Raw genomic sequence first — 25,657 nt, 5'->3', positions numbered from 1 at the left:
GGCCGAACGGGTCACGCATGGCGCTTCCGTCGCGGACGTATCGACGATGGGGCGGTTGAATGGGACTGCGAAGCAATCGGGTGAAATGGGCTGCCTGAAACTACAATTCCCTATCCGTCGCCCTACGGATTCCTTGCGGACGAACGGAGCCTGAACGGCTTACCGGAGCGACCAGATTCCCCAGATGGCGATCAACAGGCCAACGCCGAGTCCGCAGCCCAGCAACACATAGGTTTCCATCTCGTGCCTTTGAAAACGGGGCAGCGCTGACGTCGGCGTCAGCGTGCGAGCAGCAAAGCCGGTCACGTATCGTCGCGCTGTCGGGCGGAGCGATACGCCGGGTCCGCGAATACTACGCTTTGCAGCTTTCAGAACGCATGCGCGATCGATGGCGGCGGGCTGATCGCTATTTCTTGCCGGCGTGCCGGCTATTCGTGTGCGGCCGGCGGGCGCGTGGCCCAGATTCAGGCCGGCAGTTCGTATCGGCAAGCATGAGCAATGCGGTGGCGTGGTTCAACATGGATTCTCGAGCGCAGGTCGGTGCGCGTGCAATCGACGCGGCGGATCGAACCTGCATCTTGCCTGCGCGCTGCCGTGGACGTTCGACTCGACCGCGGCGCAGCGCGGGGCCGGGTGCGGTGCCGTTTGAGGTACTGTCGGAACGGTTCAATATAATTCATGATGCTTCAAAGCCTCATGTGAAACATACATACCCCGGAACAAGGAGACCCGATGACGCTTGCCCAGTTGCAGGCACTGGCCGCCGTAGTCGAACTCGGTTCGCTTACCGCCGCGGCCGACCGGCTCAGCCGCAGTCAATCCGCGATCAGCCATGCATTGACCGAGCTGGAGGACATCACGCAGGTCAAGCTGCTCTGGCGGGACCGGCAGCCGGTGGTGTTGACGGCGGCGGGCGAACGCCTGTGGCCGTACGTCCAGAGCGTGGTGCGGGAAGCGCAACTGCTGCGCCAGCAGTTCAGCCTGTCGCGCGGCAAGCTCGAAGGCAAGCTGGTGGTTGCGTCGCTGCCGAGCGTCTCGCTGGCGTTCGTCGTTCCCGCGCTCGAGGCGTTGAAGGAGATGCACCAGGGCGTGTCGGCGGTGCTGCTCGAAGGCACGGACAGCGAAGTCGAAGGGTGGATCGACGACGGTACGGCCGACATCGGCGTGGTGGCCGGCACGAAGACGTTCGCACACACTCTGCCGCTGCTCGACGAGGACTTTGTCGCGGTGGCGCCGGACGGCATGTTCGGCGGCCGCAAGAGCGTGTCGGCAAAACAGTTGTCCGCGGCGCCGTTCATTTTCTCGAAGGCAGGGTGCGGGCCGGTGATCGCGGATTACTTCGCGCGTGGCGGCGCGCCGCTCCGGGCCGCGTTCAACGTGGTGGAGATGCGCACCATTCTTTCGATGGCGGAGGCCGGCATGGGCGTATCGATCGTGCCGCGCATCACGCTCACGTACACACCGTTCGGCGGCCGCGTGCTGGAACTGTCGCCGAGGCTGCATCGTTCCGTGCGGTTGTCGTGGAACGTGGCCGGCAACGCGGTCACCGACGAGTTCGTGAGGCTCGTCGACGCACAACGCGCCAAAGCCGCGAAAGCGATTCAGGCGCGTTCGAAAAAGGGCAGGTAGCGCGCGGCCGGCGAGATGAATAACGCTCATGGGCGCCTTGCAGTTTATTCATGCCGAGGATGATCGAGATGCAATACAGTGTTCGAACCTCGTCACCCTGACTGCCCTGCCGCGAAGGAGCCTGCCGTGCCGGCTTTGCCCACCCTGTTTGCGTTCGGACTCGTGTCGCTCGGCATGGTGCTGACGCCCGGACCGAACATGATCTACCTGGTTTCGCGCTCGATCTGCCAGGGCCGCCGCGCAGGGCTCGTGTCGCTCGGCGGCGTCGCGCTGGGGTTCGTTTTCTACATGGTTTGCGCGGCGCTGGGCATCACCGCGCTGGTGATGACCGTGCCGTATGCGTACGACGTGCTGCGCTTTTCCGGCGCGCTGTATCTGTCGTACCTGGCGTGGCAGGCACTCAAGCCGGGCGGCCGCTCCGCGTTCCAGGTCCGGCAGTTGCCGCACGACAGCCGCGTCAGGCTCTTCACGATGGGTTTCGTCACGAACCTCGCGAATCCGAAGATCGCGGTGATGTATCTGTCGCTGCTGCCGCAGTTCATTTCACCGGGGCACGGCAGCGTGCTCGCGCAATCGCTGGCGCTCGGCTGCGTGCAGATCGCGGTGAGTGTCAGCGTCAACGCGCTGATCGCCTGCTTGGCTGGTTCCATCGCGGGTTTTCTGGCGGGACGACCGGTTTGGGCGTCGGTCCAGCGCTGGTTGATGGGCACCGTGCTGGCCGGATTGGCGGTGCGTATCGCGCTGGAATCGCAACGCTAAAGCGGGCGGCTTGCGGTTCGCGCAGCCGTAGCCGGCAACCCTGCGTCCCGTCGGAAGCATCCCGCATCGTCACCCGGGGCAATTGCCTTCGGCATCCTTCCCGACCCGAACGGGCGCTGCCTTTTCACTGCGTCGGCTGCGTGTCGCGAGCCAGCACAGGATCGACCCGCCGCAAACCATCACTGCGCCTTGCCAGAATTCGGCTGACAGAGGCGCATGCAGCAGCGTTGCGGCGAGCGCGGCCGCGAGCACCGGCGTCAGGTACGACGCGCCGACGATGATCGTCACGTTGCCGTGCATGATGCCGGTGTTCCATGCCGCATAGCCGAACCCGAGCGCCGATGCCGCCAGCACGATATAGATGATCGCGTGAAGGCTGAACGTCATGGCGCCGCCGCCCTCGATCGCGAACTTGATCCAGAGCGCCGCTGCGACCAGCATGAAGAACGGCGTGACGCCGTTCTTGCCGTCGGCAATGCGTGCCGTCACCGTGCAATAGCCGGCCCAGATCAGCGCGCCGAAGAAGGCGAGGCCATAGCTCAGCGGATTGTCCGCGACGTTGCGCAGCATACCGGCCGGATCGAGGCCCTGGTCGCCGCCGAGCACCCAGCAGATGCCGAGCATCGACAGCAGGACGCCCGGCACGACCAGCAGGTTGGCACGCTGCTTGTTGAACACGATGGCTGCGATCAGCGTCAGGCTCGGCCACAGGTAGTTGACCATCGCGACTTCGATCGCCTGCCGGCCGTTGCTCGCATACCCGATCGACAGCGCCAGGCACAGCTCGTACGAGACGAACAGCAGCCCGCCCCACAGCAGGTAGCTTTTCGGGAACTTGCTCAGGTCGGGGAAGCCGATCGAAAACAGCAGAAGCACGGACGCCACCGTGTAGATCATCGCGGCGCCGCCGGTCGCACCGAGGCTTTCGCTGACTCCGCGAACGAGGGCGACCACCGAGGCCCACAACAGCACCGCGCCGAGCCCGATGAGTGTTGCCTTGTTCTTGTTCTTGCGTTTCATGCTTCCTGTTTGTTTCGACATTCAAATTCGACTTCGGATGATTCGGTTGCGCTCGCGTGTGCTGCCAGCGCGAACGGAAAAGTCCGGTTGCGACTGCAACCGGCAATGCAATGCGGCGATTGCGCCGGACACGCGTAGTTTAAAGGGGCCGAGCCGGCGCGACCGAGTGGCGGACGATGGTGGGGGAACAGCCGGGTGCATGCGGCGGATTCAGGCGTGTGTGCGGAACGCGCTAGCCGGTCATGCGTCGTCGATGCGCCATTCCGCTCCGATTGCCGACAATGCACGTCCGATCGAGTCGAGCATGGCGTCACGCGTCGGCCCGAGCGTCGTGACGAGGAAGAACCCGTGTTCGTCGGTCGACAGGCCGATCAGCGGCCAGCGGCCGGTGTCATCGCGAATTTCGAGCCGTCGTCGGTCGGGATCGACGTCGATGTCGCGATGCGTTTGCCGTAGCGCATCCGCGATTGCATCGAATGCGTCGGCTGACGGGGTCGTGTGGATGCGGTATTCGAAACTCATCTTCATGGGCCGGTGTGCGAGGCACGCAGTCTAACCCGCGTCGTGGCACGCCCATTCCTCGATGCCAATGCAACCGGCGCCCGCCGCAGCGGGCGCCGGCCCGATCACCGCTCGTGCCGCTTCTTGCTCAGCTCGATCGTCTCGAACAGCTCGTACTGCGCGGTCGGGTGCTGATCGGCGCCCGGCGCGTGGTAGTAGCGCATCGTGATCGTCGTGTGGCCGCCCGGCTTGCCCGGGTCGTGGTCGAACACCGCGATCCCGTAACCGGTGCCCGTATCGCGGCGCGCGGACCAGATCGCATCCTCGAGCGCATCGGCCGGCTGGCGCACGAACGTGTTCGGCGCGGTGCCAGGCACCGGCCGGTTCGGCTTCGTGAACACCTTCGCCCGCGCAAAGCCGGTCGACGGATTCTCGCCGTACACGTCGAGCGGCGCGCTGGTGCCGCCGCCGCCGAGGATCAGGTGGATCGTGCCGTGGCTCGTGTCGAACTTCGTGCGGTCCGGGTCGTTCGAGCCGACCGGACGCGGCTGCAGCGTTTCGACCACTTCGCCGGTCGACGCGTCGACACCCGCGCGGTGATTGCAGCCGCGCACCGGGTAGCTGCGCTCGTAGTCGTGATCGTGGCCGCACAGCACGAGGTCGACGCCGTAACGATCGAACAGCGGCAGCCATGCCTCGCGAATGCCTTTGTCGGAACCGTTGCCCGTCTTCGACGAACTGAGCGCGTCCTGGTGCATCTGCACGACGATCCAGTCGATGTCGTCGTCATGCGCAGCATGGCGCAGCGTGTGTTCGAGCCAGCGCGTCTGCTCGCCGTTGCTGTAGCCGCGCACGTAGAACGACGTGCCGGGCTCGATCGGCGGGCGGCCCGTGCTCGCGGCCGGCACAAGCGGCGCGGGGCCGCCGACGAACGCGGCGGCGTCCTGGTACACGACATCGTCGGCGTCGAGCGACACGAACAGCACCGAGCTCACGCGGAAGCTGTACCAGCGGCCCGGGAAGCGCGTGCCGTTCTCCGGCAGCGTATAGCGCGCGAGATACGAGTCGAGCCCTTGCGGACCGTTGTTGAACTCGATCTCGTGATTGCCGGGGCAGGGCATCCACGGGCGATTCGCGGCCGACGTCTGGTTGTTGTTGCCGAAATCGCGCCACACCTCGGGCTGGTGCGCGGGGTTCAGGTTCGCGTAGCAGAGGTCGCCGTTCAGCAGGTGGAACAGCGGCTGGAACTGCTCGACGGCCTGCACCGCGAAGCGGCTCTGCGGCGACGACAGCACCCATGCGCCGTTCGGCGTCGCGAGATCGCCGTAGCTCGTGAAGCGGAACGGCGCGCGGCCGCGCGGCGCGGTCGAGAAATTCGCGGCGAACGGCTGCGCGGCGTTGCTGTCGTTGTCGGCCGTGATCTCGTAGCGGTAGCGCGTATCCGGCTTCAGCCCGTGCGCGCGCGCGTGGTACGCGAACACGGTTTCGCCGTTCAGGCCGTCGGTGTACAGGCGCTGGACGCCGTGCACCGTGCGCGGCGGCTCGCCGTCGGCGACGATGCGCGCGCGCGGATTGACGGCCGGTGCGAGCGACGCCCACGAGATCACGACTTCGGACGTCGGGTCGTTGCCCCACGTCAGGTGGACCTGCTCGGGCGTGCCGTCCGGATTCGACGCGGCGGCCCGGGCGGCCGCGAGCCCGCCGGCAGCAGTGGCGAGGCCGGATACGCCGGCGAGTTTCAGGAAGCCGCGACGCGACACCGACGCGGCCGGCTCGTTCGGCTGATCAGGGAGAGTGTCCTGGTTCGACATGGTCGTAGTTTTCGTTGATGGGGACGCGAAAGGTGGAGCCGCGCGGCCATGCGCGAGCGCGGCCGGGGCGTGGGCCGGAAACGAGCGGGATCCCGGTGACGCGCATTGTCGACGGGCAGTTTTGCCGCGTTGTGACAGCACGGCAACCCCGTGTATGGCGGCCGATACGCTGGCTCGCGCATCGCGCGGCAGCCGACCCGCGCCAAAGCGCGTTCGATCCGCCCGAAATTTATTCGCCGATACCGCGACGGATTTCTGTCGCCCGCTCCGTTTAACGCATGAACGGCCGCTTCCGGTCGATGCCCGTTACTTCGGAGTCTTTCATGAAACTTTCTGTTCCATTGCGGTTTGCCGCCGGATGCGTGGCCGCGCTGGCGGCGTCCGCCGCCTTCGCGCAGGCCGTGATCGTCGCGCCTTACGCACCGCCGGCGCCGCGCGTCGAAGTGATGCCGGCGCCGCGCGCGGGCTACGTGTGGGACCAGGGCCACTGGCACTGGCGGCAGGGCCGCTACGTATGGATTCCGGGCCACTGGCAAGTGGTGCGCGTCGGTTATCACTGGGTGCCCGGACACTGGGCCGCGCGCGGGCCGGCCTGGCGCTGGGTGCCGGGCCACTGGGCCTGATGCGCGCGCCGCCGCGCGGGACATCGTGCCGGCGCGGCGGATCCTTCACGCAATGTCATGAGTCGAAGCCATGCCTTTTCGAACCATCGTGATACTGGCGGCCGCGGCCATCGTGCTGGCTGGCTGCGTCGTGGTGCCGGCGCGTCCGGTGTATTACCGGCCCGTGCCGGTCGTCGTATATTGAGCACGCCGGCCGACGGTCGCGCAACCGGGCGACGCGTGAGTTGCCGACAGGATCGATATGCCGCGCGAAACGGATGTCGATGAAACGGACATGGCCGACACCGTGTGCGACGCCGCGCACGATGCGCGCGACGCCGCCGAACCGTCGGCGTGGCGCCGCGCGGCGATGGCCCGACGCATGCAAGGAGAGCACGACGATGAGCTTCAGCCGGGCGGCGGGCACACCTGCCGGTACAGCGCGACGCAATCGCGCTGCGCGACGGAGCAGGCGGCGTTGAGCGATCGCGGCGACCGCGACCCGGACGCGGAACTCGTCGCGCGCGTCGGCGCGCGCGATTCGTCGGCGGTGCGCGTGCTCGTCGCGCGCAAGCTGCCGCGGCTGCTCGCATTGGCGACGCGCATGCTCGGCGATCGGAACGAAGCCGAGGACGTCGCACAGGAGACGTTCTTGCGAATCTGGAATCAGGCGCCGCGCTGGCGCGAAGGCGAGGCGCGTTTCGACACGTGGCTGCATCGCGTCGTGCTGAACCTGTGCTACGACCGGTTGCGCGGCCGGCGCGAGGAGCCCGTCGATACGTTGCCCGACGTGCAGGACCCGCAACCGGAGCCGGCCGCGCATGCGGAACTGCGCTCGCGCGATGCGCGCGTGCGGCAGGCGCTTGCCGCGTTGCCGCCGCGGCAGCGGGAAGCGCTCGTGCTCCAGTACTATCAGGAAATGTCGAATGTGGAAGCAGCCAACCTGATGGGCATCACCGTTGATGCGCTGGAAAGCCTGCTCGCCCGCGCGAGGCGCAACCTGCGCGCGCAACTGGCCGGCGACCCACCTAGCGAGGACAAGCGATGACACCCGAACGATTTCGCACCATCGTCGCCGCGTACGGCTCGGACGCGCGGCGCTGGCCGGACGGCGAGCGCGCGGCCGCCGAGGCATGGGCGCACGCGAACCCGCGCGAAGCGCTGCTGGCGCTGGACGATGCCGCCGACCTCGATGCATGGCTCTCGTACGACACGGTCATGCCGCCTGCACCGGCGCTGGTCGAGCGCATCGTCGCGACGGCGCCCGCGCCGCAACGCGCGCGGCGGCGCGGCAACGTGTGGTGGTCGGGCGCGGCGTTCGCGGGCGTCGGCCTGGCCGGCGCATTGGCGGGCGCGGTGGCCGTGTCGATGCTGATGCTCGGCAGCGTGCCGACGTCGCAGCACGAACCGGGTTATCTGACGACGACGTTCGGCGGCCCGAGCATCGATGGGAGCGATGAATGAGCGAACGCGGCTGGAAATTCATCCTCGTCGGCTCGGTCGTGTTGAACGTGTTCATGCTCGGCGCGATCGGCGGCGGCGTGTATCAGTGGTTCTCGACGCATCGCGACCAGCTTGCGGCAGGCGCGCCCGCGCAGCGCACCGCGTTGCGTTTCGCGGCGGACGAATTGCCCGATGCGCGGCAGCGCGAGTTTGCCGCCGCGCTGAAGGCCGCGCGCAAGAACGGCCGCGATTTCGCGCGGGAAGGGCGCGACGGCCGGATCACCGTGCTGGATCTGCTCGCCGCGCCGCAACTCGATCGCGCGGCGATCGACGCCGCACTTGATCGCACGCGCGCGGCCGATACCGCGATGCGTGCGCAGGTCGAGCGCAGCGTCGTCGATTTCGCGGCGACGCTGACACCCGAAGAGCGCGTGAAGTTCGTCGACGGGTTGCAGCACAGCGGCAACTGGCGTCTGCCGCCGAGACTGCAGAAGAAGCCGGACACGCCGGCGAGTCAGTAGGCAACAGGCAGCGCGACACGCGATACGCGTGTCGCCGGCACTCGCATTCGGTCACGCGCAATGCGTACACGGGATGAATTGCACGCGCCGTTGCGCGTCGATGACTCGCGCCGTTGCAGTGCCTCACCTCCGCCGCCTCTCCCGTTCCTCGTTTCTCCGATCCAGAAAATATTTGCGAGCTCCGCGACGGATTTCCCTGCATGCCTGCGTTAAACGTGGGTACGCACCGCCAGAGAGCCCGTCATGGACCACCCGAACGACACCACGCCGGCCGCGATCGCGCTGAACCGCTTCGGTCTCGGCGCGCGGGCCGACGAAGCGCCGCCTGCCGACCCGAAGGCGGCGCTCGTCGCGCAATTCGACCGTTACGACGCGCGGCCCGCCGCGTGGGCCGGCGAACCGGACGCGATCGCGCTCGCGACGCGCTTCGCGAACGCGCGCAACGCGATGACAGGCGACGACGCGGCCGCGAAGCGCGCGACCGCGCAATCGATCCGGCGCGACGGCTACGACGCGTATCGAAGCGCCGTCGCCGCACGGCTGAACAGCGCGCTGAACACGCCCGCGCCGTTCGTCGAGCGTCTCGTGCATTTCTGGGCGAACCATTTCGCGGTGTCGGTCGACAAGGGGCAGGTGGCCGCGTATGCGGGCGCGTTCGAACGCGATGCGATCCGCCCGCACGTGCTCGGCCGCTTCGAGGACATGCTCGTCGCCGTCGAACAGCATCCCGCGATGCAGGTCTTTCTCGACCAGGCACGCTCGGTCGGCCCGGACAGCCCGGCCGCGCTGCGCGCGCAAGCACGCAATCCGTCGGCGAAGCGCGGGCTCAACGAGAACCTCGCGCGCGAAATCATGGAACTGCACACGCTCGGCGTGCGAACCGGCTACACGCAAGCCGACGTGACGGAGTTCGCGCGCGCATTGACGGGCTGGAGCATCGCGGGCGGACGCGGGCTGCAGCCGGGCGATGCCGCGCCCGGCGCGTTCGTGTTTCGCCCGAAGCTGCATGAACCGGGCACGCGCACGGTGATGGGGCGCACCTACGACCAGCCGGGCGAAGCGCAGGCGCGCGCGATCCTGCACGACCTCGCGCGGTCGGATGCGACGGGCCGGCATATCGCGTTCCAGCTTGCCCGTCATTTCGTCGCCGACAATCCGCCGCCCGCGCTGACCGACCGGCTGGTCCGCGCGTTCGATGCGAGCGGCGGCGATCTGCCGACCGTCTATCGCGCGCTCGTCGATGCGCCCGATGCGTGGTCGCCGGTCAACCGCAAGTTCAAGACGCCGTGGGAGTGGGCCGTATCGTCGCTGCGCGGGCTCGGCTGGCGCGAGATGGACGATCGGGGCGACCTGAAGGCCGCGCCGCTGCTCGCGCAGCTCGGCCAGCCGGTGTGGCGGCCGGGCTCGCCGGCGGGCTACGACGACGTCGCCGCGAGTTGGGCCGCGCCCGACGCGCTCGTGCGCCGCGTCGAGATCGCGCAGCGCCTGGCCGCACGCACCGGCGACCGGCTCGACCCGCGCACGCTCGGCAACACACTGCTCGCCGGGTCGATGAGCGCGCCGACCGCGACCGCGCTGGCGCGCGCGGAAAGTGCGACCACGTCGCTCGCGCTGCTGCTCGTATCGCCCGATTTCCAACGGAGGTGAACATGGCACTGTCCCGCCGACAATTCCTGAGCGTTGCCGCCGCCGGCGCAGGCGCGATCCTCGTCGCGCCGCGCATCGTGTTCGCGAACGTCGAGACCGACCGGCGCTTCGTGTTCGTGATTCAGCGCGGCGCGGCCGACGGCCTGAACATCGTCGTCCCGTATGCCGAACCCGCGTATGCGTCGCTGCGCGGCGCGCTCGCGATCGATACCGAGTCCGCGACGCGGCTCGACGGCACGTTCGCGCTGCATCCGTCGCTCACGCAGACCGCGCAGCTATACCGCGACGGGCAGGCGCTGTTCGTGCACGCGATCGCGTCGCCGTATCGCGACCGCTCGCATTTCGACGGGCAGAACGTGCTCGAAACAGGCGGCCGCGCGCCATATCAGGTGAAGGACGGCTGGCTGAACCGGCTCGCCGCGCTGCTGCCGGCGACGCGCGAAAGCGCGATCGCGTTCGCGCCGACCGTGCCGCTCGCGTTGCGCGGCACCGTGCAGGCCGCGTCGTATGCGCCGTCCGGTTTGCCGGCCGCGCCGGACGACCTGCTCGCGCGCGTGTCGGCGCTTTACGAGGCCGACACGCAGCTCGGCCCGCTGTGGCAATCGGCGATGCAAGCGCGCGGCCTCGCCGGCGACGCGCATGCGCGGCAGGATCCCGCGGGTGTCGGCAAGCTTGCCGCGACGTTCCTCGCGCGCGACGACGGCCCGCGGATCGCAATGATCGAAACGGGCGGCTGGGACACGCACAGCGCGCAGAACACGCGGCTCGCCAATCAACTGAAGGCGCTCGACACGATGCTCGCCGCACTGCGCGACGGCCTCGGGCCCGCATGGCAGCAGACCACGGTGCTGGTCGCGACCGAGTTCGGCCGCACGGCCGCGGCGAACGGCACGGGCGGCACCGATCACGGGCAGGCGTCGGTCGCGATGCTGGCGGGCGGCGTGGTCGCGGGCGGCCGCGTGATCGCCGACTGGCCGGGACTGCGGCCGGGCGACCTGTATGAAGGCCGCGACCTGAAGCCGACCGCCTCGCTCGATGCGCTGATCTCGGGCGCGGCTGCCGAAAGCCTGCGGCTCGATCCTCGCCGCACCGCGTCCGCGCTGTTTGCGGAAAGCGGTGCGACGCGGCCGATGACGGGCCTGATTCACGGGGCTGCGTGACGCGGGGTGTCGCCGCGTTCGACCTCGCCAAACGATTACACAACAGGGAGAATTGACGATGAAGATCCGATCCGTTTCGCTTACCGTGCTGGTGAGCGCGAGTGCCGTGCTGATGTCCGCGTGCGTGGTCGAACCCGTGCGGCCGCCGCAGCCGGCGCCGCTCGTCGAAGTGATGCCGCCGCCACCGGCACCCGGCTATCGCTGGGCGAAGGGGCATTACCGGTGGGCCGGCAATCACTGGGCGTGGGTGCCCGGGCACTGGGTGGCCGTGTACTGATCGGGCGGGGCGTTCCGGGCGGTTCGCGGCGAGGGTGCCGGGAAGCGGGCTCGAACTCGTTCACTGAACGCTGGTGCGAAACGCAAGTCGGCCTCGACATCGACACCGACATCGACACCGACACCGACACCGACACCGACACCGACACCGACACCGACACCGACAGCGACAGCGACAGCGACAGCGACAGCGACAGCGTGCTGCCGTGCACGCAGCGCCTACCACCCGATCCGGTGCTTCTCCTCCGTCTCGCGATGCCGCCAGTCGTCGTCAGCGTGCAGGTACTGGCTCGTCGTCGTGAGCGACACGTGGCCGAGGTTGTCACGCACGAGCCGCAGGTCGACGCGGCCGTCGGCCATATGCGAGCCCGCGCTGTGGCGCAGCCAGTGCGCGGACGCCTGTTCGAGCACGCGCGCCTGTTCGTCGCCGGCCGCGCCGTTCGCGCGCAGCCGGTCGGCCGCGTGCCGGAACACCCGCTTCACGATCCTGTGCAGCGCCGCGCGCGTGAGCGGCTTGCGCGCCTGGCCGAGCGGCAGCACGAGCGGCGTGGGCTCGCCGTCGGACGGCAGCGCGGGCAGCCCGTGCGCGCGCCGGTAGCGCGACAGCTCGGCCATCATCTCGTCGGTGGCCGGCACGAGCCGCTGCCGGCCGCCTTTGCCCGTCACGTCGAGCCACCAGCGGTCGTGCCCGTTCGCGTCGCGCCGGCAGAAGAACTGGCCCATCGTCGTGTCGGCCGCTTCGGTGATGCGCAGCCCGCCGAGATACAGCAGCGTGAACAGCCAGCGCGCGCGATCCGCATGGAAGCACGCGCGCGCATCGTCGCGCGGCATCGCGACGATCGCGTCCTTGACCGACTGCCACAGCGGTTGCCCGAGATGGCGCGTGATGCGCGGCGCGGGACGACGCTGCCGCTGCCGCGACAACGCAAGCGGATTGCCGGCGAGGTAGCCGGCCTGCACGAGCCACGAGAACATCACGTTCAGGATCACCAGCGCCTGCCGCTGGCTGGCCGCCGACAGCGGCCCGTAGAACGGCCGCCAGCGCGGGTCGTCGCGCGGATGCTTGCGGCCGCCGTTCGCGCACCATACGTCGGTCGGTGCGGGCGCGAGCAGGAACTGCCGGTAGACGACGAGATCTTCGTGCGTGAGCGACGACAGCGGCTTGCCGCACGCGATCACGGCCCACAGCAGCAGGCGCTCGGCTTCCTTGCGGTAGTTCTGGAACGTGGTCGGCGTATCGACGAAGCGCGCGAGCCATGCGCGCACGGCGTCGAGATCGTTGGTCGCGGCGATCTGCGGATGCGTGCTGCCCGAGCGGTTGGTGCCCGCGCGTCCGTCGAGTGCGGCCGGCACGGTCAGCGTATCGATCGGCAGCGGGCGCAGCGCGGCGCCGGACGGAACGGGTGAGGTCATGCGAAGCGGGGGCGCAGTGTGGGCCGCGCGAGCGAACGAAGGCAGCGCGACAAAGCGTATCGGGAAGCGCCGATGGTACACGATCGTCATGCGGCGCATGCCGGTGCTTCGACGTCGAAGCGGACCAGGGTCCGTTGATGCGGATCACAGACGTTCCGCTGATTCTGCAAATTCACTCGCGAGGCTGGCCGTATCTCCGTGCTCGAAACCCCCATGACCGCGATCGCGCACGAAGTGCGGTCGGTTTTTCCGCACGACATGGCAGATTCGATGGCATCGGGCATGTCCACGCCGTGCGTAGTCCCTTGTTTTTTCAAGGAGCCACCTGACAGTCGGAAATATTTACGCTCGAATCGCGCCACGGGAATATGCCCGCGACGGTTGTCGATCCTTACGAAGGACGTGTATTCTCCCTACAAATTCATAAAATAAAATCCGAGACACAGTCAGGGTTCCAGCGCCGGAATGGCAATGAGAGAACTCGTTTCGTAATTGACGCACGCTACCAATAACCTTAAAAAAGGACGGTTCCCGTGACACCAATTAGAAACGCAGCAACCATCTGCACCGTCGTGGGGGCGCTGCTGGCGACCGCGGCACTTTCCGATAACGCGTCGGCTCAGGCGCCCGCGGGGTCTTCCGCCGCAACGCCGCTGGCTGTCGGGCTCGTTTCGAGCGGCGTAGCCGAAGCGCAGGCAATCGAGGCGATCCGCGAAGGCGATATCCTGACGATCAAGCTGCGGTTCAAGCCGCTCGTCGCAAACAAGGTGGAAGTGCTCTATAGCTCGATCAGCAAGAGCGACTACGAGAACGGCATCTACGTGCTCGCAGGCAACAAGAAGCACTTGCTGCTGACGGACAGCAACAACCAGCCGCTGGCCAGCCCTCGCGTGGTTCTTAGCACATCGAAGGATTCTCCGAGCGCGGGCACGTGGTACGGGAGATTTCCCGCTCCGCCGAAGAACGTCACCAAGGTGTCGTTGTCGATTCCGGGTGTGGAAGCGCTCGACGGCATCAAGATTACCGATCGCTGACCATGGCCGGAGCGATCACATCAATCGTGGCGCTGATCCTGTCGGCGACCGCCGTCGGCGACGCCTTCGCGCAAGCGCCGCCGGCGCATCGCGACATTCGCGATCTCAACGCAACCGTCCTGGACGTGAAGGGCTTCTCGTCCGATCTGAACAGCACCGTATCGGATCTGTCGGCCAGGGCATCGGGGCTCGCGGCACGGCACGACGGCCTGTCCGTGCGCGATGACAAGGCGACAGTGCGGGTGTCGATGCTGGGCGACATCCTGTTCGACTTCGACAAGGCCACTATCCGGCCGTCTGCCGAGCCGACACTCGACGACATCCTGCGGCTCGCCGCGTCCGTTCCGTCCGGGGCGATCGTGATCGAGGGGCATACCGATTCGAAAGGATCTGCCGCGTATAACAAGACGCTGTCTTTCCGTCGTGCGAATGCCGTGGCCGACTGGCTCACGTCGCACGGGATGAAGAAGGCGCGTTTGTCGGTCAAGGGGCTGGGGGGCAGCCGGCCGGTCGCGCCCAATACGCTCAGGAATGGCGCGGACAATCCGGACGGCCGTGCACTGAATCGCCGTGTCGAGTTCGTGTTGCCGAACGACGCGAAGCGCGCGAAGTAGGCGCCCGGCGTGCACATGCGGACCGTCGGCTGCGATGCGCGCGGCTGAACCGGAGCACGGTAACGTGTCGGCGTGCGGGCGACATCGCACGAATGAGGGGGGAGAACGCCGGCTGTAAGGCATTTGCGAACTTTCCCGCCGCGCCGATCGTCTAACCGCCCCTCCAACGCTTCCAGAGGAACACCAGATGCTTCGCCATTCCAGAACGCTGCTCGGCGCGGCCGTCATTGCCGGCAGCACGCTCCTCGCCGGATGCCAGACCGACGCGGCCGTCACGGCCCAGAACGCGGCCCGCCCGGCCGACGGCCGGCCGGTGACGAAGACCGTCTATGTCGCGCCGCAATCCGCGCGCTGCACGGGCGTCGCACCGATGGAATGCCTGCAGGTCCGCAGCAGCCCGAGCGAGCCGTGGAGCCTGTGGTACGCGGGCATCGAGGGCTTTGCGTACCAGCCCGGTTACCTGTACACGCTCGAAGTCGACGAATACCGCGTCGCGCGGCCGCCGGCCGACGGTTCGTCGATCCGCTGGGTGCTCAAGCGCGTCGTCGAGCGCCGCCAGGCGAACTGACGTCCGCGCTCACGCGGACGGCCGCGCCGCCGCACGGGCCGGCGGCGCGGCCGTATCGATCCGCCGGAACACGACGGACGACAGCAGCGTGACGGCGCCCATGCACGCGAACGACAGCATGAATCCGCGCCCCATCGAGCCCCACCAGGCGGCGAACAGGTTCACTAGCCCGCCGCCGATCGACACGCCGAGCCCCATCGCCAGCATCTGCATCATCGTGAACAGGCTGTTGCCGCTGCCGGCGTCGGCATGCGACAGCCCCTTCAGCGTCACGCCGTTCATCGCCGCGAACTGCATCGAGTTCGCGGCGCCGAACACGACCAGCAGCGCGATCTCCAGCACCGGCGCGGGCCGCGCCGACACGAGCGCGAACCCCGCGATCGCACAGCCGACGATCCCCGTATTCACGACCAGAAACGTCGCGTAGCCGAAGCGCTTCACGAGCGGCGCGATCCAGCGTTTCGCGATGACGCCCGCGATCGCGGCCGGCAGCATCATCAGCCCCGATTGCAGCGGTGTATAGCCGAGTTGCACCTGCATCAGCAGCGGCAGCATGAACGGCACCGCGCTCGTGCCGATCCGGCACAGCAGGTTGCCGAGCAGCCCCGAACCGAAGTTCGGCTCGCGAAACAGCCCGAGCCGGAACAGCGGCTGCGCGCGCCGCCGCGCATGCGGCAGGTACGCGAGCGCGCTCGCCAGGCCGAGCACGGCGAGCCCGGCCGACCAGGCGGCGCGATGCGCGGGCATCGGCGGGTCGATCGCGAGCGACAGTGCGATCATCGCGACCGACAGCAGCGCACAGCCGACGAAGTCGAACGGCGGCGGCTGTTTCGCCTGGTCGTGCGGCAGGTAGCGCTGCACCGCGATGAAGCCGACCACGCCGACCGGCACGTTGACGATGAACACCCAGTGCCATGAAATCGCCTGCGTGAGCCAGCCGCCGAGCGTCGGCCCGACGATCGGGCCGAGCTGGCCGGCGATCGATACGAACGCGATCGCCGCGACGTACTGTTCGCCCGGCACGCGGCGCAGCACGGCGAGCCGCCCGATCGGCAGCAGCATCGAGCCGCCGATGCCCTGCACGGCGCGCGCGACGACGAGCTGGCCGAGCGTATGCGATGCCGCGCAGCCGATCGACGCGAGCACGAACACGAGAATGGCGACCGAGAACACGCGGCGCGTGCCGAACCGGTCGGCGAGCCAGCCGGACGCCGGCGTGAGCATCGCCATCATCAGCGTGTAGGCGACCACGACGGGCTGCATCGCGAGCGGCGACGCGTGCAGGCTTTGCGCGATCGAAGGCAGGGCAGTGTTGACGATCGTCGTGTCGAGCGACTGCATGAAGAACGCAGCGGCGACGATCCAGAGCAGCGCGGAGTGTGTGGGTTCCCGGGACATGGCGAAATGGCGGTGCGAAGACCGGGCGCGGGCGGCGCCATTGCACGGACGCGCGGCGCCTGTCGGTCTTCAAGCGCTCGATGGTACCGATTCCTGTGGCCATCGGGAAGCTGCCTGGAGACATCGATTGTCATCGGCAATGCGTGATGCTCGATCCCGTCCGGCGTAGCGCACCTGCCACGCGTGATGCGCCCGTATTCCCGCACGCGCGCCGCGCATCGTCATGCCGGCCGTTTCTGCGAAATCATGAGCAGCGCGCCGTTCTTGTCCTCCAGCACCGCGCGGTATTCGTGCGGCCCGCACGGGCATGCGCACCGACGCGCCGGCCTTCACGGCCCGCGCCATCGCCGCATACAGGTCGTCGTCCTCGTCGACGCGCAGCGTGTTGGTCGCGCCGAAGGCCGCGAACGAGGCACTGGTCAAGGGGCTAGCGCGCGAGGAGGGGCGTTGCAACGTTCGCGCGAATTCGATCCTGGTCGGCGTGATCGAGGCCGGGATGTTTCCGGTGCTGCTCGAACAGGGGCAGTTCGACCAGGCTTGGATCGACGAGACGCAGAAGATGCTCGCGCTCAAGCGCTGGGGGAAGGCGCACGCACGGCTACGCAAATCGCTCGAACGCATCGAAGAATGCTATGAATATACCGACCGAGGATCCGGCCGAGGGGCGCTGACTCCGCGGGCCACGATGTCCGCACAGATCGTTGATTTCCATCAAGGCTTTGGCGTCGGCTTGCTTTGATGTCGGGCTGCTGATGAACGACATTGAAAGTGTCGACACTGGCGCTTGTACTTGCTGCCGGAGTGGCGCAGCGGGTCGATTCGCCGGTGCATTTCACGTACTGCCGCGGAGCTTGATATGTCATCGCACGGGCCGCGTAGGGCCATCGCCATCATTTTCCGTGAGCATGAGCAATTGTCTACCGTGATCGACGGCATGCGGCGGTTTGTCCATCTTCTGACGACTGGCAAGCCCGCTCCGGGTCTCATGGTGTTTCGGGCCATGCTTTATTACATTCGCGAGTACCCTGAGAAGGTGCATCATCCCAAGGAGGAGCGTTACTTGTTTGCGCCGCTGCGGGACAAGACAAACGAGTTCGACAGTGTCATTGACGAACTGGAATCTCAACACGCGTTGGGAGAATTGAAGTTGATGAATCTGGAGCACGCATTGACGCGCTATGAGCTGAAGGGCGCTCCCGCACTTCGTGCTTTGCAAGCCAAGGTGGACGAATATGCCGAGTACTACGCCGATCACCGGTGTATGGAAGAGACGTTGATTTTGCCCGCCGCCGGACGCCTGCTGACGGCGGAAGACTGGGCCGAGACGGACGCCGCCTTCGGAGCCAATCGCGATCCGTTCGACGGGAGCGAGCTCGAAGCCGATCTCGACAAATTGTTTTCGATGATCGTCAATACGATTCCGGAGACGGAAAGTTAGCGGCTCGGTGATGGCTCTTTCGGTGCGGGCCGTCTCATGACGCAAACCCGGATCGAAATGGCGGCCGCGCAGTCGAGCAAGTGTTTTATCGGCGTGCAGGTCAGGCGCGCGAAAAAAGCGACGCGCCGCCGGCGCTGCAGCACGTGCTCGAACTGCGGCAAAAAACCGGCGGCCCGGCCAAAAATCGGGGGCGCATCGAAATATGCTCCGTCGGCCGGCAACACCCGCCACATAAGGCGCGCGCGGCGCCCGTGCGCGCGCGTCGCACCGAAAGAGCTTGACGGGGCGGCCGCTACCGCGTAGTGTCCGTGACCGAAGTCTTCAAGAAGTTCGATTGCTCATCATTGGCCGCACTCCGTGTGCGGCAGTCGTTGGTCTCTCCCTCTTTGATTCTTTCTGTGCCCGTCGCGGGCGCATGTTCAATTATTCGTATTAAGGAAGTATTTGTGGATACCGGTACCGTCAAGTGGTTCAACGAAACCAAGGGCTTTGGTTTCATCTCCCCGGACAACGGCGGCGACGATCTGTTCGCCCATTTCTCGGAAATTCGCGGCACGGGTTTCAAGACCCTGGCCGAAGGCCAGAAGGTCAGCTTCGAAGTGAAGCGCGGCCCGAAGGGTCTGCAAGCGTCGAACATCACGCCGCAGTAAGCCGCATCGGCATCGGCCGCCGATCGGCGGCGGGTGCCGGATGGAGTTTCGCGCGGGGCGCCGCTGTTCCGGTGGCCTGCGCGTTCCGATGCGCACGACCGATGCATCGCGACATTCACGATGCATCGGCCGTGACGCCTCCCCATCGCATGCGTGACCCGCGTGCGACATAACGCCCTCGCGAAGCGAGCGCCGCTTCGCCAGCGCATCACCGCTTTAACGCATCAACCCGAGCAGACCGACGCCATGCCATAGCAGCCGGCGCGGTCCCGACTACTTGCGCGGCGCTCATCGCGCCGCCGCCACCGACCGCCCGAACGCCGCAACGCGCCGGGCTCCGATCGCAAGACAGGCCCGTGGCCCGTCTGAACGAACCGATACCCGGCAGCCTGCCGGCCGTCGTCCCGTTGCGGGAAACGGCGCCGGGCAGATCGCCGCGGCCGCGGTCAATCACCTTGTCTGGAGGAATTGGTTTGGCAAAAGAAGAACTGCTGGAACTGGACGGAATCGTCGACGAAGTGCTGCCGGACAGCAAATACCGTGTCACGCTGGAAAACGGCGTGGTGGTGGGCGCATATGCGTCGGGCCGCATGCGCAAGAACCACATCCGCATTCTCGCGGGTGACCGCGTGACGCTGGAACTGTCGATGTACGACCTTACCAAGGGCCGCATCAACTTCCGTCACAAGGACGCGAATTCCCCGCGTCCGCAACGCAACAGCGGGCCGCGCCGCTAAGCGGCCAGGATCGCGCGCGCAGCACCGCGCCGATCTACTCCCGTCCGGCCATGCGGCCGGACGAACCGGATGGACGGCACGGGTCGTGCCGTTCGTCGGTCGCTTGCGGCGTCGTCACGCCGTGGCGGCCCAGGTCGCATCCCGATCGAACCGCCCGGTTCGGATCGTCGTTTCTCCCCCGTACTCGTTGATTCGCTGCGCATTGCGCCGGCCGGCCACATCGGCAGCTGGTTGAGCACGCACGCCGCGCACGCACTGTGCGTCGCTTTACGCGGATGCCGGCACGGTCGTACACTCGTCGGCAATTCGCGGCTCGCGCGTGGCTTTCAATCCCTTCAGTCGCTTTCAGCGGGCCAACGACCGTGCCAGCCGGACATTCGTCGCGCGACGCCAGGAGGCGCCATGAGTGCAGACGCAGCTCCCGCATCCCCACCGGTTCAGGATCGCATCCAGCACGTGTTCGTGCTGATGCTCGAGAACCGCTCGTTCGATCACCTGTTCGCGCTGTCGGGCATCGCCGACATCGTCGCCGCGTCGCCGGGCGACAGCAATGCGTATGGCGGCGCCGTCTATCCGTTCGGCGGCGGCGCGCCCGACCGGATGCCGACCGACCCGTGCCACGAATTCACCGACGTGCTCGAACAGCTCTGCGGCGCGGGCGTGCCGTTCATGAAAGGGCAGGCTTATCCGGGCGTCAATAATTCGGGATTCGTGTCGAACTACGCGACGTCGCATTCCGAAGGCACGCCGCCTCAGCCGGCCGACGCGGGCAAGATCATGCAGGGCGCCGACGTGCGGACGCACGCGCCGTCGCTGTACGCACTCGCGAATGCGTTCGTGCTGTGCGACGCGTGGCATGCGTCGATGCCGGGGCCGACCTGGCCGAACCGCTTCTTCCTGCACGGCGCGTCGTCGGCCGGGCTCGACCATTCGCCGACCAGGGAGGAAATGGGCGGGTGGGAGGCGTTCGACGGCTTCCGCTATCCGAAGGGTTCGATCTTCGGTGCGCTCGGCGACGACAACTGGCGCATCTACCAGGATCAGTCGGGCGACCCGCTCGGCCACGTGCCGCAGGTCGCGTCGCTGAAGGGCATCAGCTTCGTCGACGTCGACGATCTCGCGCACTTCGAGGCCGATCTCGCGGCCGGCTACACGGCACGCTACACGTTCATCGAGCCGAGCTACGGCGACATCGTGCACGGCACCTACCGGAACGGCAGCTCGCAACACCCGATGGACGGGCTGGCCGGCGGCGACCAGCTCGCCGCGCGCGTGTACAACGCGATCCGCAATTCGCCGGTGTGGAACAGCAGCCTGTTCGTGATCGTCTACGACGAGCACGGCGGCTTCTACGATTCGGTCAGGCCGGGCGCCGCGCCGCCGCCGAACGACGGCGCGGCCGCGACGCTGAATGCGAGCGGCTTCGGCTTCGACGTGTATGGCGTGCGCGTGCCGGCGATCGTGATTTCGCCGTGGGTCGCGGCCGGGAAGGTCGACCACACGCCGTACGATCATGCGTCGGTCGCCGCGACGCTCGAGCGGCTGTTCGGCCTCGCGCCGCTGACCGATCGCGACCGCCTCGCCAACGACCTGCTGGCGCTCGTGACGACCACCTGCCGCACCGACTGCCCGCAAAGGATTGGATCATGAGCACGACCCCGGCCCTGGACCCGCGTGACGCGCTGCCCGTGCGCGACGGCACGAGCCTGATCGCCTATCTGCACATCCTGAAGAAAGCGCATGCGGCGCTGGTCGGCCACGACAACGCCCATCTGCGCTTCAGCGAGATCGTGACGCGCGGGCAGGCGCGGCAATACATCGAGGAACTGATGCCGACGCTGCTGCAGGCGCGTGCGGAACACCGGCGGCGCCGGCACGGCGGGAAGCATCGCTGACGGGTATGGCGGCGCACGGGTGGGGCGGTGTGAAGCCGGTGCGTGCGTGAGAGAGGCCGCGACGCGTCACGCCGCTTGGCGCGCGCGCTGCACGCTGACTGCCGCTACCGCCGCACCCGTCAACTGAACGGCCGCGCCGGCAAACATCGCCGCGCGCAAGCCGGTCGCGCCGCCGTGCGCGGCCGCGAACAGCGTGCCGAGTACCGCGATTCCGAGCGTCGCGCCGGCCATCCGCGCGACGTTGACGAGCGCACTCGCGGTGCCCGAGCGCGCGGCCTCGACCGCGCCAACGGCGACGGTCATCAACGGCCCTGTCGCGATCCCCATTCCGAGTCCCGTCAACGCTAGCCCGATTTCAGTGCCGAGCAGGCTCGATGAACCGGCGGACGCGCCGATCGCAGCGAGCCCGCTCGCGATCACCGCGACGCCGCCGGCCGTCGTCGTGCGCGTGCCGACGCGCTCGGACAGCGGCCCGGAGCACGGCGACACGACAACGAACGCGAGCGCCATCGGCAGCAGCGCGAGGCCCGCACCGATCGAGTCGAGGCGGCCGATGCTTTGCCAGGTCAGCGGCAGCAGGAACAGCACGCCGTACATCCCGAACGTCATGCCGGCGGTTGCGGCGATCGCGCCGCGAAACGTGCCGATCCGGAAGAGGTCGAGCGGTACAAGCGCGGCCGCGCCGTGGCGCCGTTCGATCGAGGTGAATACGACGAACGACACAATCGCGACGCAGCTCGCGAGCGCGCACGCGGCCGGCGAATCGCGGAACACGATCGCCGAATATGCGAGCGCGCCGAGCGCGAGCGCACCCGTAACTTGCGCGCCGCCGTCGAAATGCCGGCCGCGCGGGTCGGACGACTCGGGCACGGCCGGGATCGCGAGCAGCATCGCGGCGATGCTCAGCGGCACGACGACGAAGAAGATGCTGCGCCAGCCGAAGTGCCGGATCAGCACGCCGCCGAGCGTCGGGCCGATCGCCATTGCCGCGCCGTTGCACGCAGCCCAGATGCCGAGCGCGCGGCCGCGCTCGACCGGATCGCGCCACACGACACGCACGATCGCGAGCGACGCGGGCAGCAACAATGCCGCGCCGACACCGGCCAGCGCGCGTGCGGCGATCAACACCGACACCGACGGCGCGAGCGCGCACAGCAGCGACGCGACCGTAAACAGCGCGGTGCCGGCGATGAAAATGCGACGCCGGCCGTGGAGATCGGCGAGTAGCCCGCCGGTCAGCAGCAGTACCGCGTAACTGAGGTTGTAACTGTCGACGACCCATTGCAATGCATCGACGCCCGCGTGGAAATAGTCGCCGATCGCGCGCGTCGCGAGATTGACGACGGCCGTGTCGACCTGTGCGACGAGCACGGCGATGCAGAGGGGCAGCAGGGTCAGGCCGCGCCGTCTGCCGGCACGGCTGGCGTATTCGGCGAATTGTTCGGTGCGGGTCACGAGCGATGCTCCTCGGGTGTCGAACGATCGAGCTTAGGCGCCGCCTGCTGACAGCGTGGCGTCAACAGGCGAGGGCAGCCGGCGCGCAAGCGGCGTACCCGGCATCGCGGTCGTTTGCCTCTTTCCTCCCGTCAAAAGAAAACGGGGCTTCCACCCCGTTTCGCACCGCTTCCGGATGGATGCCTGCCGCGCCGCAGTTGTACATCGCGGTCGGCATCTCGGGCGCGATCCAGCATCTCGCCGGCATGAAGGATTCGAAGGTGATCGTCGTGATCAACAAGGATCCGGAAGCGCCGATCTTCAGCGTGGTCGACTACGGTGTCGTCGGCGATCTGTTCACGCTCGTGCCGGAAGCGGTCGCGGCGCTCTGACGATGCCGCTATTCGAATTCAACGAGATGCGGCCGCGCGTCGATCCGTCCGCGTATGTCGACCCGAGCGCGGTCGTGATCGGCGACGTGACGATCGGCGCGCGCTGCTACATCGGCCCGCATGCGAGCCTGCGCGGCGACTTCGGCGCGATCGTCGTCGCGGACGGCAGCAACGTGCAGGACGGCTGCGTGCTGCATGAAGGGTCGGCGAGCAGTGCCGGCTCGGCGTCAACGGCCACGTCGGCCATGGCGCGATCGTGCATGACGCGACGCTCGAACCGGACACGATGAGCGGGCCGATACCGGATCGATTGCGTCACACGTCGCCGTTGGCTTAAGATCGGCAGGAGTTCATCCCACGCCTTCAGCGCCAATGAAAACGAGCATACGCCTGCGGGTCGCCGTCATTACCTCCGCCTTTGCGGTTTTCAACGTCTACATGCACATTCAGCAGTTCATCAGCGGCTGCATATGGGTCAGGGGCCATCATCGCTGCAGTTTCGAAAACAGCGCGAATTTCGAAGGCTGGATGGATCTCGACCTGCTGGTCACGTGCTGCTGGGTCGCCGGCGCCGTGATGGGCTGGGTGGCCGTCGCAGAGGCGGCGAGAAAGCCGGGTTAACGGGCGACACCCATGTTCGTGTTCGACGAATCGGCTGCAACATGGCGTTCGATCGAATCGACTCTGTCAATCCGTGACTACGCGTATTCGCTGGCCGGCGGCGAAGCCGCTCTTGATTCCGCTCTTGATTCAATCGAACCGGAAATGAACTCGCGAGCTGCTGTCGGCGGAAGAGATCACGGCGATCCTCGGCGAGTGTTTCCGCGCGGCGCGAGTGCCGCGTGGTGTGCGATCGTCGCGTCGCTGTTCGTGTGAGATCCGGGTGCGACGACGGTGGCCGGAACCGCCTTCGTCGAGTCGTTCGGAACGTCACGCGTGAGGCCGGAACGCACGGGTTTCACGCGTCGAACCGGCCTTCCATTCCGGCTTTGATTTCCCCAGTGCCGTGCACTAGATTCGAAGCGTTCATATGTCACCGAGCGCGAGGTGGAGTCATGACTCCGTGGGAAATTCAGGGTACCGAATTGATCAGTTGCAATTGCTCATACGGTTGTCCTTGCCAGTTCAGTGCGTTGCCGACCAACGGCAATTGCGAAGCGATGGGCGCGATTTCGATCGACAGCGGCCACTACGGTGACGTGGTGCTCGACGGCGTCAGGATCGCTGTCGTGTTTCAGTGGCCGGGGGCGGTCCACGAAGGCAAGGGCAAGTGCCAGCCGATCGTCGACGAGCGCGCCAGCCCGGCACAGCGCGAAGCGGTGCTGAAGATCATGACCGGTCAGGATACCGATCCGTTTGCGACGATGTTCTCGGTGTATGCGTCGACGCTCGAGCACGCGTTCGAGCCGATCTTCACGAAGATCGATTTCGACGTCGATGTCGATGCGCGGCGCGGCCGGATTCATGTCGACGGCGTGTTCGACGTTGCGGGCGATCCGATTCTCAACCCGGTGACGGGCGCCGAGCATCGCGCGCGAATCGACCTGCCGAACGGCTTCGAATACGAGCTTGCCGAGATCGGTTCGGGCACGGGGCGCTCGCAAGGCAACATCGCGTTGACGCTCGACGGAACCTACGCGCAGTTCGCGCGGCTGCACATGAACAACCACGGGCTGATCCGGCATCGCGTTGCGGCATGACTCCGTTCGACACCTGGCTCGGGCGCGAGCGCGTCGTCACGCTGCTCGGCATGGCCGCGCTCGTCGGCGCGTGCTGGTTCTATCTGTGGATGGGCGCGGGAACCGGCATGTCGGCGCTGGAGATGACAACGGTCGCGCTCTTTCCGCATCGACTGGCGGCCGGCATGGGCAGCATGGATCCGTCGCTGCCGACCGTGATTGCGATGTGGTGGGTGATGATGATCGCGATGATGACGCCCAGCGCGGCGCCGCTCGTGATGCTGTACCGGCGCGTGCTGCGGCATCGCGGCGCGGACGGCTCGGGTGCCGCGTTCATGTCGGTGTCGCTGCTGGCCGGTTATCTGGCCGTATGGCTCGCGTTCTCGATCGGCGCGGCGTTGCTTCAGGTGCTGCTGCAGCCGGCCGGGCTGATCTCCGCAATGATGCTGTGGTCGAAGAGCGCTGTTCTTTCCGCAGTCGTTCTCGCGCTGGCCGGGCTCTATCAATTCTCGCCGCTGAAACGCGCGTGCCTTCGGCAATGCCGCGCGCCGGCCGGTTTTCTGGTCGCGCACTGGCGTCCGGGCGTCGTCGGCAGTTTCCTGCTCGGCGCGCGCCACGGCATGTATTGCGTGGGCTGCTGTTGGTTGCTGATGGCGCTGCTATTCGTCGGCGGCGTGATGAATGTCGTCTGGATTGCCGCGCTGTCGCTGTTCGTGTTCGCGGAAAAAATCCTGCCAGGTGGAGACCTTGTCGGGCGCGTGCTGGGCGTCGTGCTGATCGCCTGGGCCGCCGTGACGTTGATCGTTTGAATGGGGCATCCGGGTTCGCAAGTCATTCGCGATGCGCGACTTCCACACGCAGCGGAAACGTCTTCGGGGTAACGGGAGATTTTCAATGAAGCGGCGGCTTGCGCGAGGTGCCGGGGCGGGGGCAAGCGAGGTGCGGTCGCGGCCGTTTTTTCACCGCTCGTGCTACGTAACGCAGGGCCGGTGTTACGTCGGCGTCGCGGGGACGCGAGGGCGGATCGAACCGCAGG

General features: G+C 67.2%; 28 protein-coding genes and 2 pseudogenes. 24 read left to right on the top strand and 6 right to left on the bottom strand.

The window, feature by feature from the left end; translation table 11 throughout:
* Positions 1 to 732: 732 nt before the first annotated feature.
* On the top strand, positions 733 to 1,629 hold the full coding sequence (locus tag KVT39_RS02005; protein WP_175747690.1) for a LysR family transcriptional regulator: 897 nt from the start codon (positions 733 to 735) through the stop codon (positions 1,627 to 1,629).
* A gap of 126 nt (positions 1,630 to 1,755) precedes the next feature.
* Positions 1,756 to 2,388, top strand: a complete 633-nt coding sequence (locus KVT39_RS02000; RefSeq protein WP_034180193.1) for a LysE family translocator — start codon at positions 1,756 to 1,758, stop codon at positions 2,386 to 2,388.
* 69 nt (positions 2,389 to 2,457) lie between these two features.
* On the opposite strand, the gene yddG is transcribed toward KVT39_RS02000, so the two are convergent.
* From yddG to KVT39_RS01985, 3 genes are all read right to left on the bottom strand, one after another.
* Positions 2,458 to 3,408, bottom strand: coding sequence for an aromatic amino acid DMT transporter YddG (gene yddG / locus KVT39_RS01995; protein ID WP_217587441.1), 951 nt, complete (start codon positions 3,406 to 3,408; stop codon positions 2,458 to 2,460).
* 240 nt (positions 3,409 to 3,648) lie between these two features.
* Positions 3,649 to 3,936, bottom strand: coding sequence for a hypothetical protein (locus tag KVT39_RS01990; RefSeq protein ID WP_175747699.1), 288 nt, complete (start codon positions 3,934 to 3,936; stop codon positions 3,649 to 3,651).
* A 98-nt stretch (positions 3,937 to 4,034) separates the two neighbouring features.
* A complete protein-coding gene (locus tag KVT39_RS01985) occupies positions 4,035 to 5,720 on the bottom strand; it encodes a metallophosphoesterase family protein (protein ID WP_217587439.1) in 1,686 nt (561 codons plus the stop codon).
* A gap of 323 nt (positions 5,721 to 6,043) precedes the next feature.
* Between KVT39_RS01985 and KVT39_RS01980 the strand changes: the two genes are divergently transcribed.
* The 7 genes from KVT39_RS01980 (at position 6,044) to KVT39_RS01950 (ending at position 11,370) form a co-directional block, all read left to right on the top strand.
* Positions 6,044 to 6,343, top strand: coding sequence for a YXWGXW repeat-containing protein (locus tag KVT39_RS01980; RefSeq protein WP_034180189.1), 300 nt, complete (start codon positions 6,044 to 6,046; stop codon positions 6,341 to 6,343).
* A gap of 274 nt (positions 6,344 to 6,617) precedes the next feature.
* Positions 6,618 to 7,370, top strand: coding sequence for an RNA polymerase sigma factor (locus tag KVT39_RS01975; RefSeq protein WP_254640303.1), 753 nt, complete (start codon positions 6,618 to 6,620; stop codon positions 7,368 to 7,370).
* A complete protein-coding gene (locus tag KVT39_RS01970; protein WP_217587429.1) occupies positions 7,367 to 7,786 on the top strand; it encodes a hypothetical protein in 420 nt (139 codons plus the stop codon). Before KVT39_RS01975 ends, KVT39_RS01970 begins: the two co-directional genes overlap by 4 nt.
* A complete protein-coding gene (locus tag KVT39_RS01965; protein WP_034180187.1) occupies positions 7,783 to 8,286 on the top strand; it encodes a periplasmic heavy metal sensor in 504 nt (167 codons plus the stop codon). Before KVT39_RS01970 ends, KVT39_RS01965 begins: the two co-directional genes overlap by 4 nt.
* A gap of 243 nt (positions 8,287 to 8,529) precedes the next feature.
* The gene (locus KVT39_RS01960) at positions 8,530 to 9,933 is read left to right on the top strand and encodes a DUF1800 family protein (protein ID WP_217587427.1); all 1,404 of its coding nucleotides are present in this window, start codon (positions 8,530 to 8,532) and stop codon (positions 9,931 to 9,933) included.
* Between the two features lie 2 nt (positions 9,934 to 9,935).
* Positions 9,936 to 11,093 carry a DUF1501 domain-containing protein gene (locus KVT39_RS01955; protein WP_217587422.1) on the top strand — a complete coding sequence of 386 codons (1,158 nt, stop codon included), beginning with the start codon at positions 9,936 to 9,938 and terminating at the stop codon, positions 11,091 to 11,093.
* Between the two features lie 58 nt (positions 11,094 to 11,151).
* On the top strand, positions 11,152 to 11,370 hold the full coding sequence (locus KVT39_RS01950; RefSeq protein WP_217587420.1) for a YXWGXW repeat-containing protein: 219 nt from the start codon (positions 11,152 to 11,154) through the stop codon (positions 11,368 to 11,370).
* A gap of 218 nt (positions 11,371 to 11,588) precedes the next feature.
* Here the strand turns inward: KVT39_RS01950 and KVT39_RS01945 are convergent, their stop codons facing one another.
* Positions 11,589 to 12,782 (bottom strand): tyrosine-type recombinase/integrase, encoded by a 1,194-nt coding sequence (locus KVT39_RS01945; RefSeq protein ID WP_217587418.1) that lies wholly within the window; start codon positions 12,780 to 12,782, stop codon positions 11,589 to 11,591.
* Between the two features lie 533 nt (positions 12,783 to 13,315).
* On the opposite strand from KVT39_RS01945, the gene KVT39_RS01940 reads away from it, so the two are divergent.
* From KVT39_RS01940 to KVT39_RS01930, 3 genes are all read left to right on the top strand, one after another.
* On the top strand, positions 13,316 to 13,816 hold the full coding sequence (locus KVT39_RS01940) for a hypothetical protein (RefSeq protein ID WP_258170570.1): 501 nt from the start codon (positions 13,316 to 13,318) through the stop codon (positions 13,814 to 13,816).
* Between the two features lie 2 nt (positions 13,817 to 13,818).
* Entirely contained in the window at positions 13,819 to 14,430 is a 612-nt protein-coding gene (locus tag KVT39_RS01935; protein WP_217587416.1) for an OmpA family protein, read from the top strand.
* A 187-nt stretch (positions 14,431 to 14,617) separates the two neighbouring features.
* Positions 14,618 to 14,998: a DUF4377 domain-containing protein gene (locus tag KVT39_RS01930; protein ID WP_034180182.1), complete on the top strand. Its 381-nt coding sequence runs from the start codon at positions 14,618 to 14,620 to the stop codon at positions 14,996 to 14,998.
* 9 nt (positions 14,999 to 15,007) lie between these two features.
* Here the strand turns inward: KVT39_RS01930 and KVT39_RS01925 are convergent, their stop codons facing one another.
* A complete protein-coding gene (locus KVT39_RS01925) occupies positions 15,008 to 16,396 on the bottom strand; it encodes a DHA2 family efflux MFS transporter permease subunit (RefSeq protein WP_217587408.1) in 1,389 nt (462 codons plus the stop codon).
* Between the two features lie 307 nt (positions 16,397 to 16,703).
* Here KVT39_RS01925 and KVT39_RS01920 point away from each other — a divergent pair, with 307 nt between their 5' ends.
* From KVT39_RS01920 to KVT39_RS01895, 6 genes are all read left to right on the top strand, one after another.
* Positions 16,704 to 17,135, top strand: coding sequence for an SDR family oxidoreductase (locus KVT39_RS01920; protein ID WP_254640302.1), 432 nt, complete (start codon positions 16,704 to 16,706; stop codon positions 17,133 to 17,135).
* A 117-nt stretch (positions 17,136 to 17,252) separates the two neighbouring features.
* The gene (locus tag KVT39_RS01915) at positions 17,253 to 17,834 is read left to right on the top strand and encodes a hemerythrin domain-containing protein (protein ID WP_034180179.1); all 582 of its coding nucleotides are present in this window, start codon (positions 17,253 to 17,255) and stop codon (positions 17,832 to 17,834) included.
* Between the two features lie 446 nt (positions 17,835 to 18,280).
* Positions 18,281 to 18,484: a cold-shock protein gene (locus tag KVT39_RS01910; RefSeq protein ID WP_006483056.1), complete on the top strand. Its 204-nt coding sequence runs from the start codon at positions 18,281 to 18,283 to the stop codon at positions 18,482 to 18,484.
* Positions 18,485 to 18,957: 473 nt separating this feature from the next.
* Positions 18,958 to 19,221, top strand: coding sequence for a translation initiation factor IF-1 (gene infA, locus KVT39_RS01905; protein WP_034180178.1), 264 nt, complete (start codon positions 18,958 to 18,960; stop codon positions 19,219 to 19,221).
* A 402-nt stretch (positions 19,222 to 19,623) separates the two neighbouring features.
* Positions 19,624 to 20,871 (top strand): alkaline phosphatase family protein, encoded by a 1,248-nt coding sequence (locus tag KVT39_RS01900; RefSeq protein ID WP_217587406.1) that lies wholly within the window; start codon positions 19,624 to 19,626, stop codon positions 20,869 to 20,871.
* Positions 20,868 to 21,116, top strand: a complete 249-nt coding sequence (locus KVT39_RS01895) for a hypothetical protein (RefSeq protein WP_105391932.1) — start codon at positions 20,868 to 20,870, stop codon at positions 21,114 to 21,116. Before KVT39_RS01900 ends, KVT39_RS01895 begins: the two co-directional genes overlap by 4 nt.
* Positions 21,117 to 21,182: 66 nt before the next feature.
* Here KVT39_RS01895 and KVT39_RS01890 read toward each other — a convergent pair whose 3' ends face one another.
* Positions 21,183 to 22,571, bottom strand: coding sequence for an MFS transporter (locus tag KVT39_RS01890; protein WP_217587404.1), 1,389 nt, complete (start codon positions 22,569 to 22,571; stop codon positions 21,183 to 21,185).
* An 89-nt stretch (positions 22,572 to 22,660) separates the two neighbouring features.
* Here KVT39_RS01890 and KVT39_RS38385 point away from each other — a divergent pair.
* The 6 genes and pseudogenes from KVT39_RS38385 to KVT39_RS01860 form a co-directional block, all read left to right on the top strand.
* Positions 22,661 to 22,942, top strand: a pseudogene (locus tag KVT39_RS38385) (electron transfer flavoprotein subunit alpha/FixB family protein); the annotation flags it as partial.
* Between the two features lie 2 nt (positions 22,943 to 22,944).
* Positions 22,945 to 23,237: pseudogene (locus KVT39_RS01880) on the top strand (phenylacetic acid degradation protein PaaY); the annotation flags it as partial.
* Positions 23,238 to 23,314: 77 nt separating this feature from the next.
* Complete coding sequence (locus tag KVT39_RS01875; protein WP_034180175.1) at positions 23,315 to 23,563, top strand: hypothetical protein; 249 nt, start codon at positions 23,315 to 23,317, stop codon at positions 23,561 to 23,563.
* Between the two features lie 12 nt (positions 23,564 to 23,575).
* Positions 23,576 to 23,818: a hypothetical protein gene (locus KVT39_RS01870; RefSeq protein ID WP_131948935.1), complete on the top strand. Its 243-nt coding sequence runs from the start codon at positions 23,576 to 23,578 to the stop codon at positions 23,816 to 23,818.
* 179 nt (positions 23,819 to 23,997) lie between these two features.
* Positions 23,998 to 24,642: a DUF1326 domain-containing protein gene (locus KVT39_RS01865; protein WP_034180174.1), complete on the top strand. Its 645-nt coding sequence runs from the start codon at positions 23,998 to 24,000 to the stop codon at positions 24,640 to 24,642.
* Positions 24,639 to 25,430, top strand: a complete 792-nt coding sequence (locus KVT39_RS01860; protein WP_217587402.1) for a DUF2182 domain-containing protein — start codon at positions 24,639 to 24,641, stop codon at positions 25,428 to 25,430. The genes KVT39_RS01865 and KVT39_RS01860 overlap by 4 nt, the downstream gene beginning before the upstream one ends.
* Positions 25,431 to 25,657: the final 227 nt, after the last annotated feature.

Source organism: Burkholderia sp. GbtcB21, from assembly GCF_019091065.1.
Classification (GTDB): Bacteria; Pseudomonadota; Gammaproteobacteria; order Burkholderiales; family Burkholderiaceae; genus Burkholderia; species Burkholderia pyrrocinia_C.
Note: the sequence above shows the minus strand (reverse complement) of the source record. Positions and strands in the feature narration are given on the sequence as shown.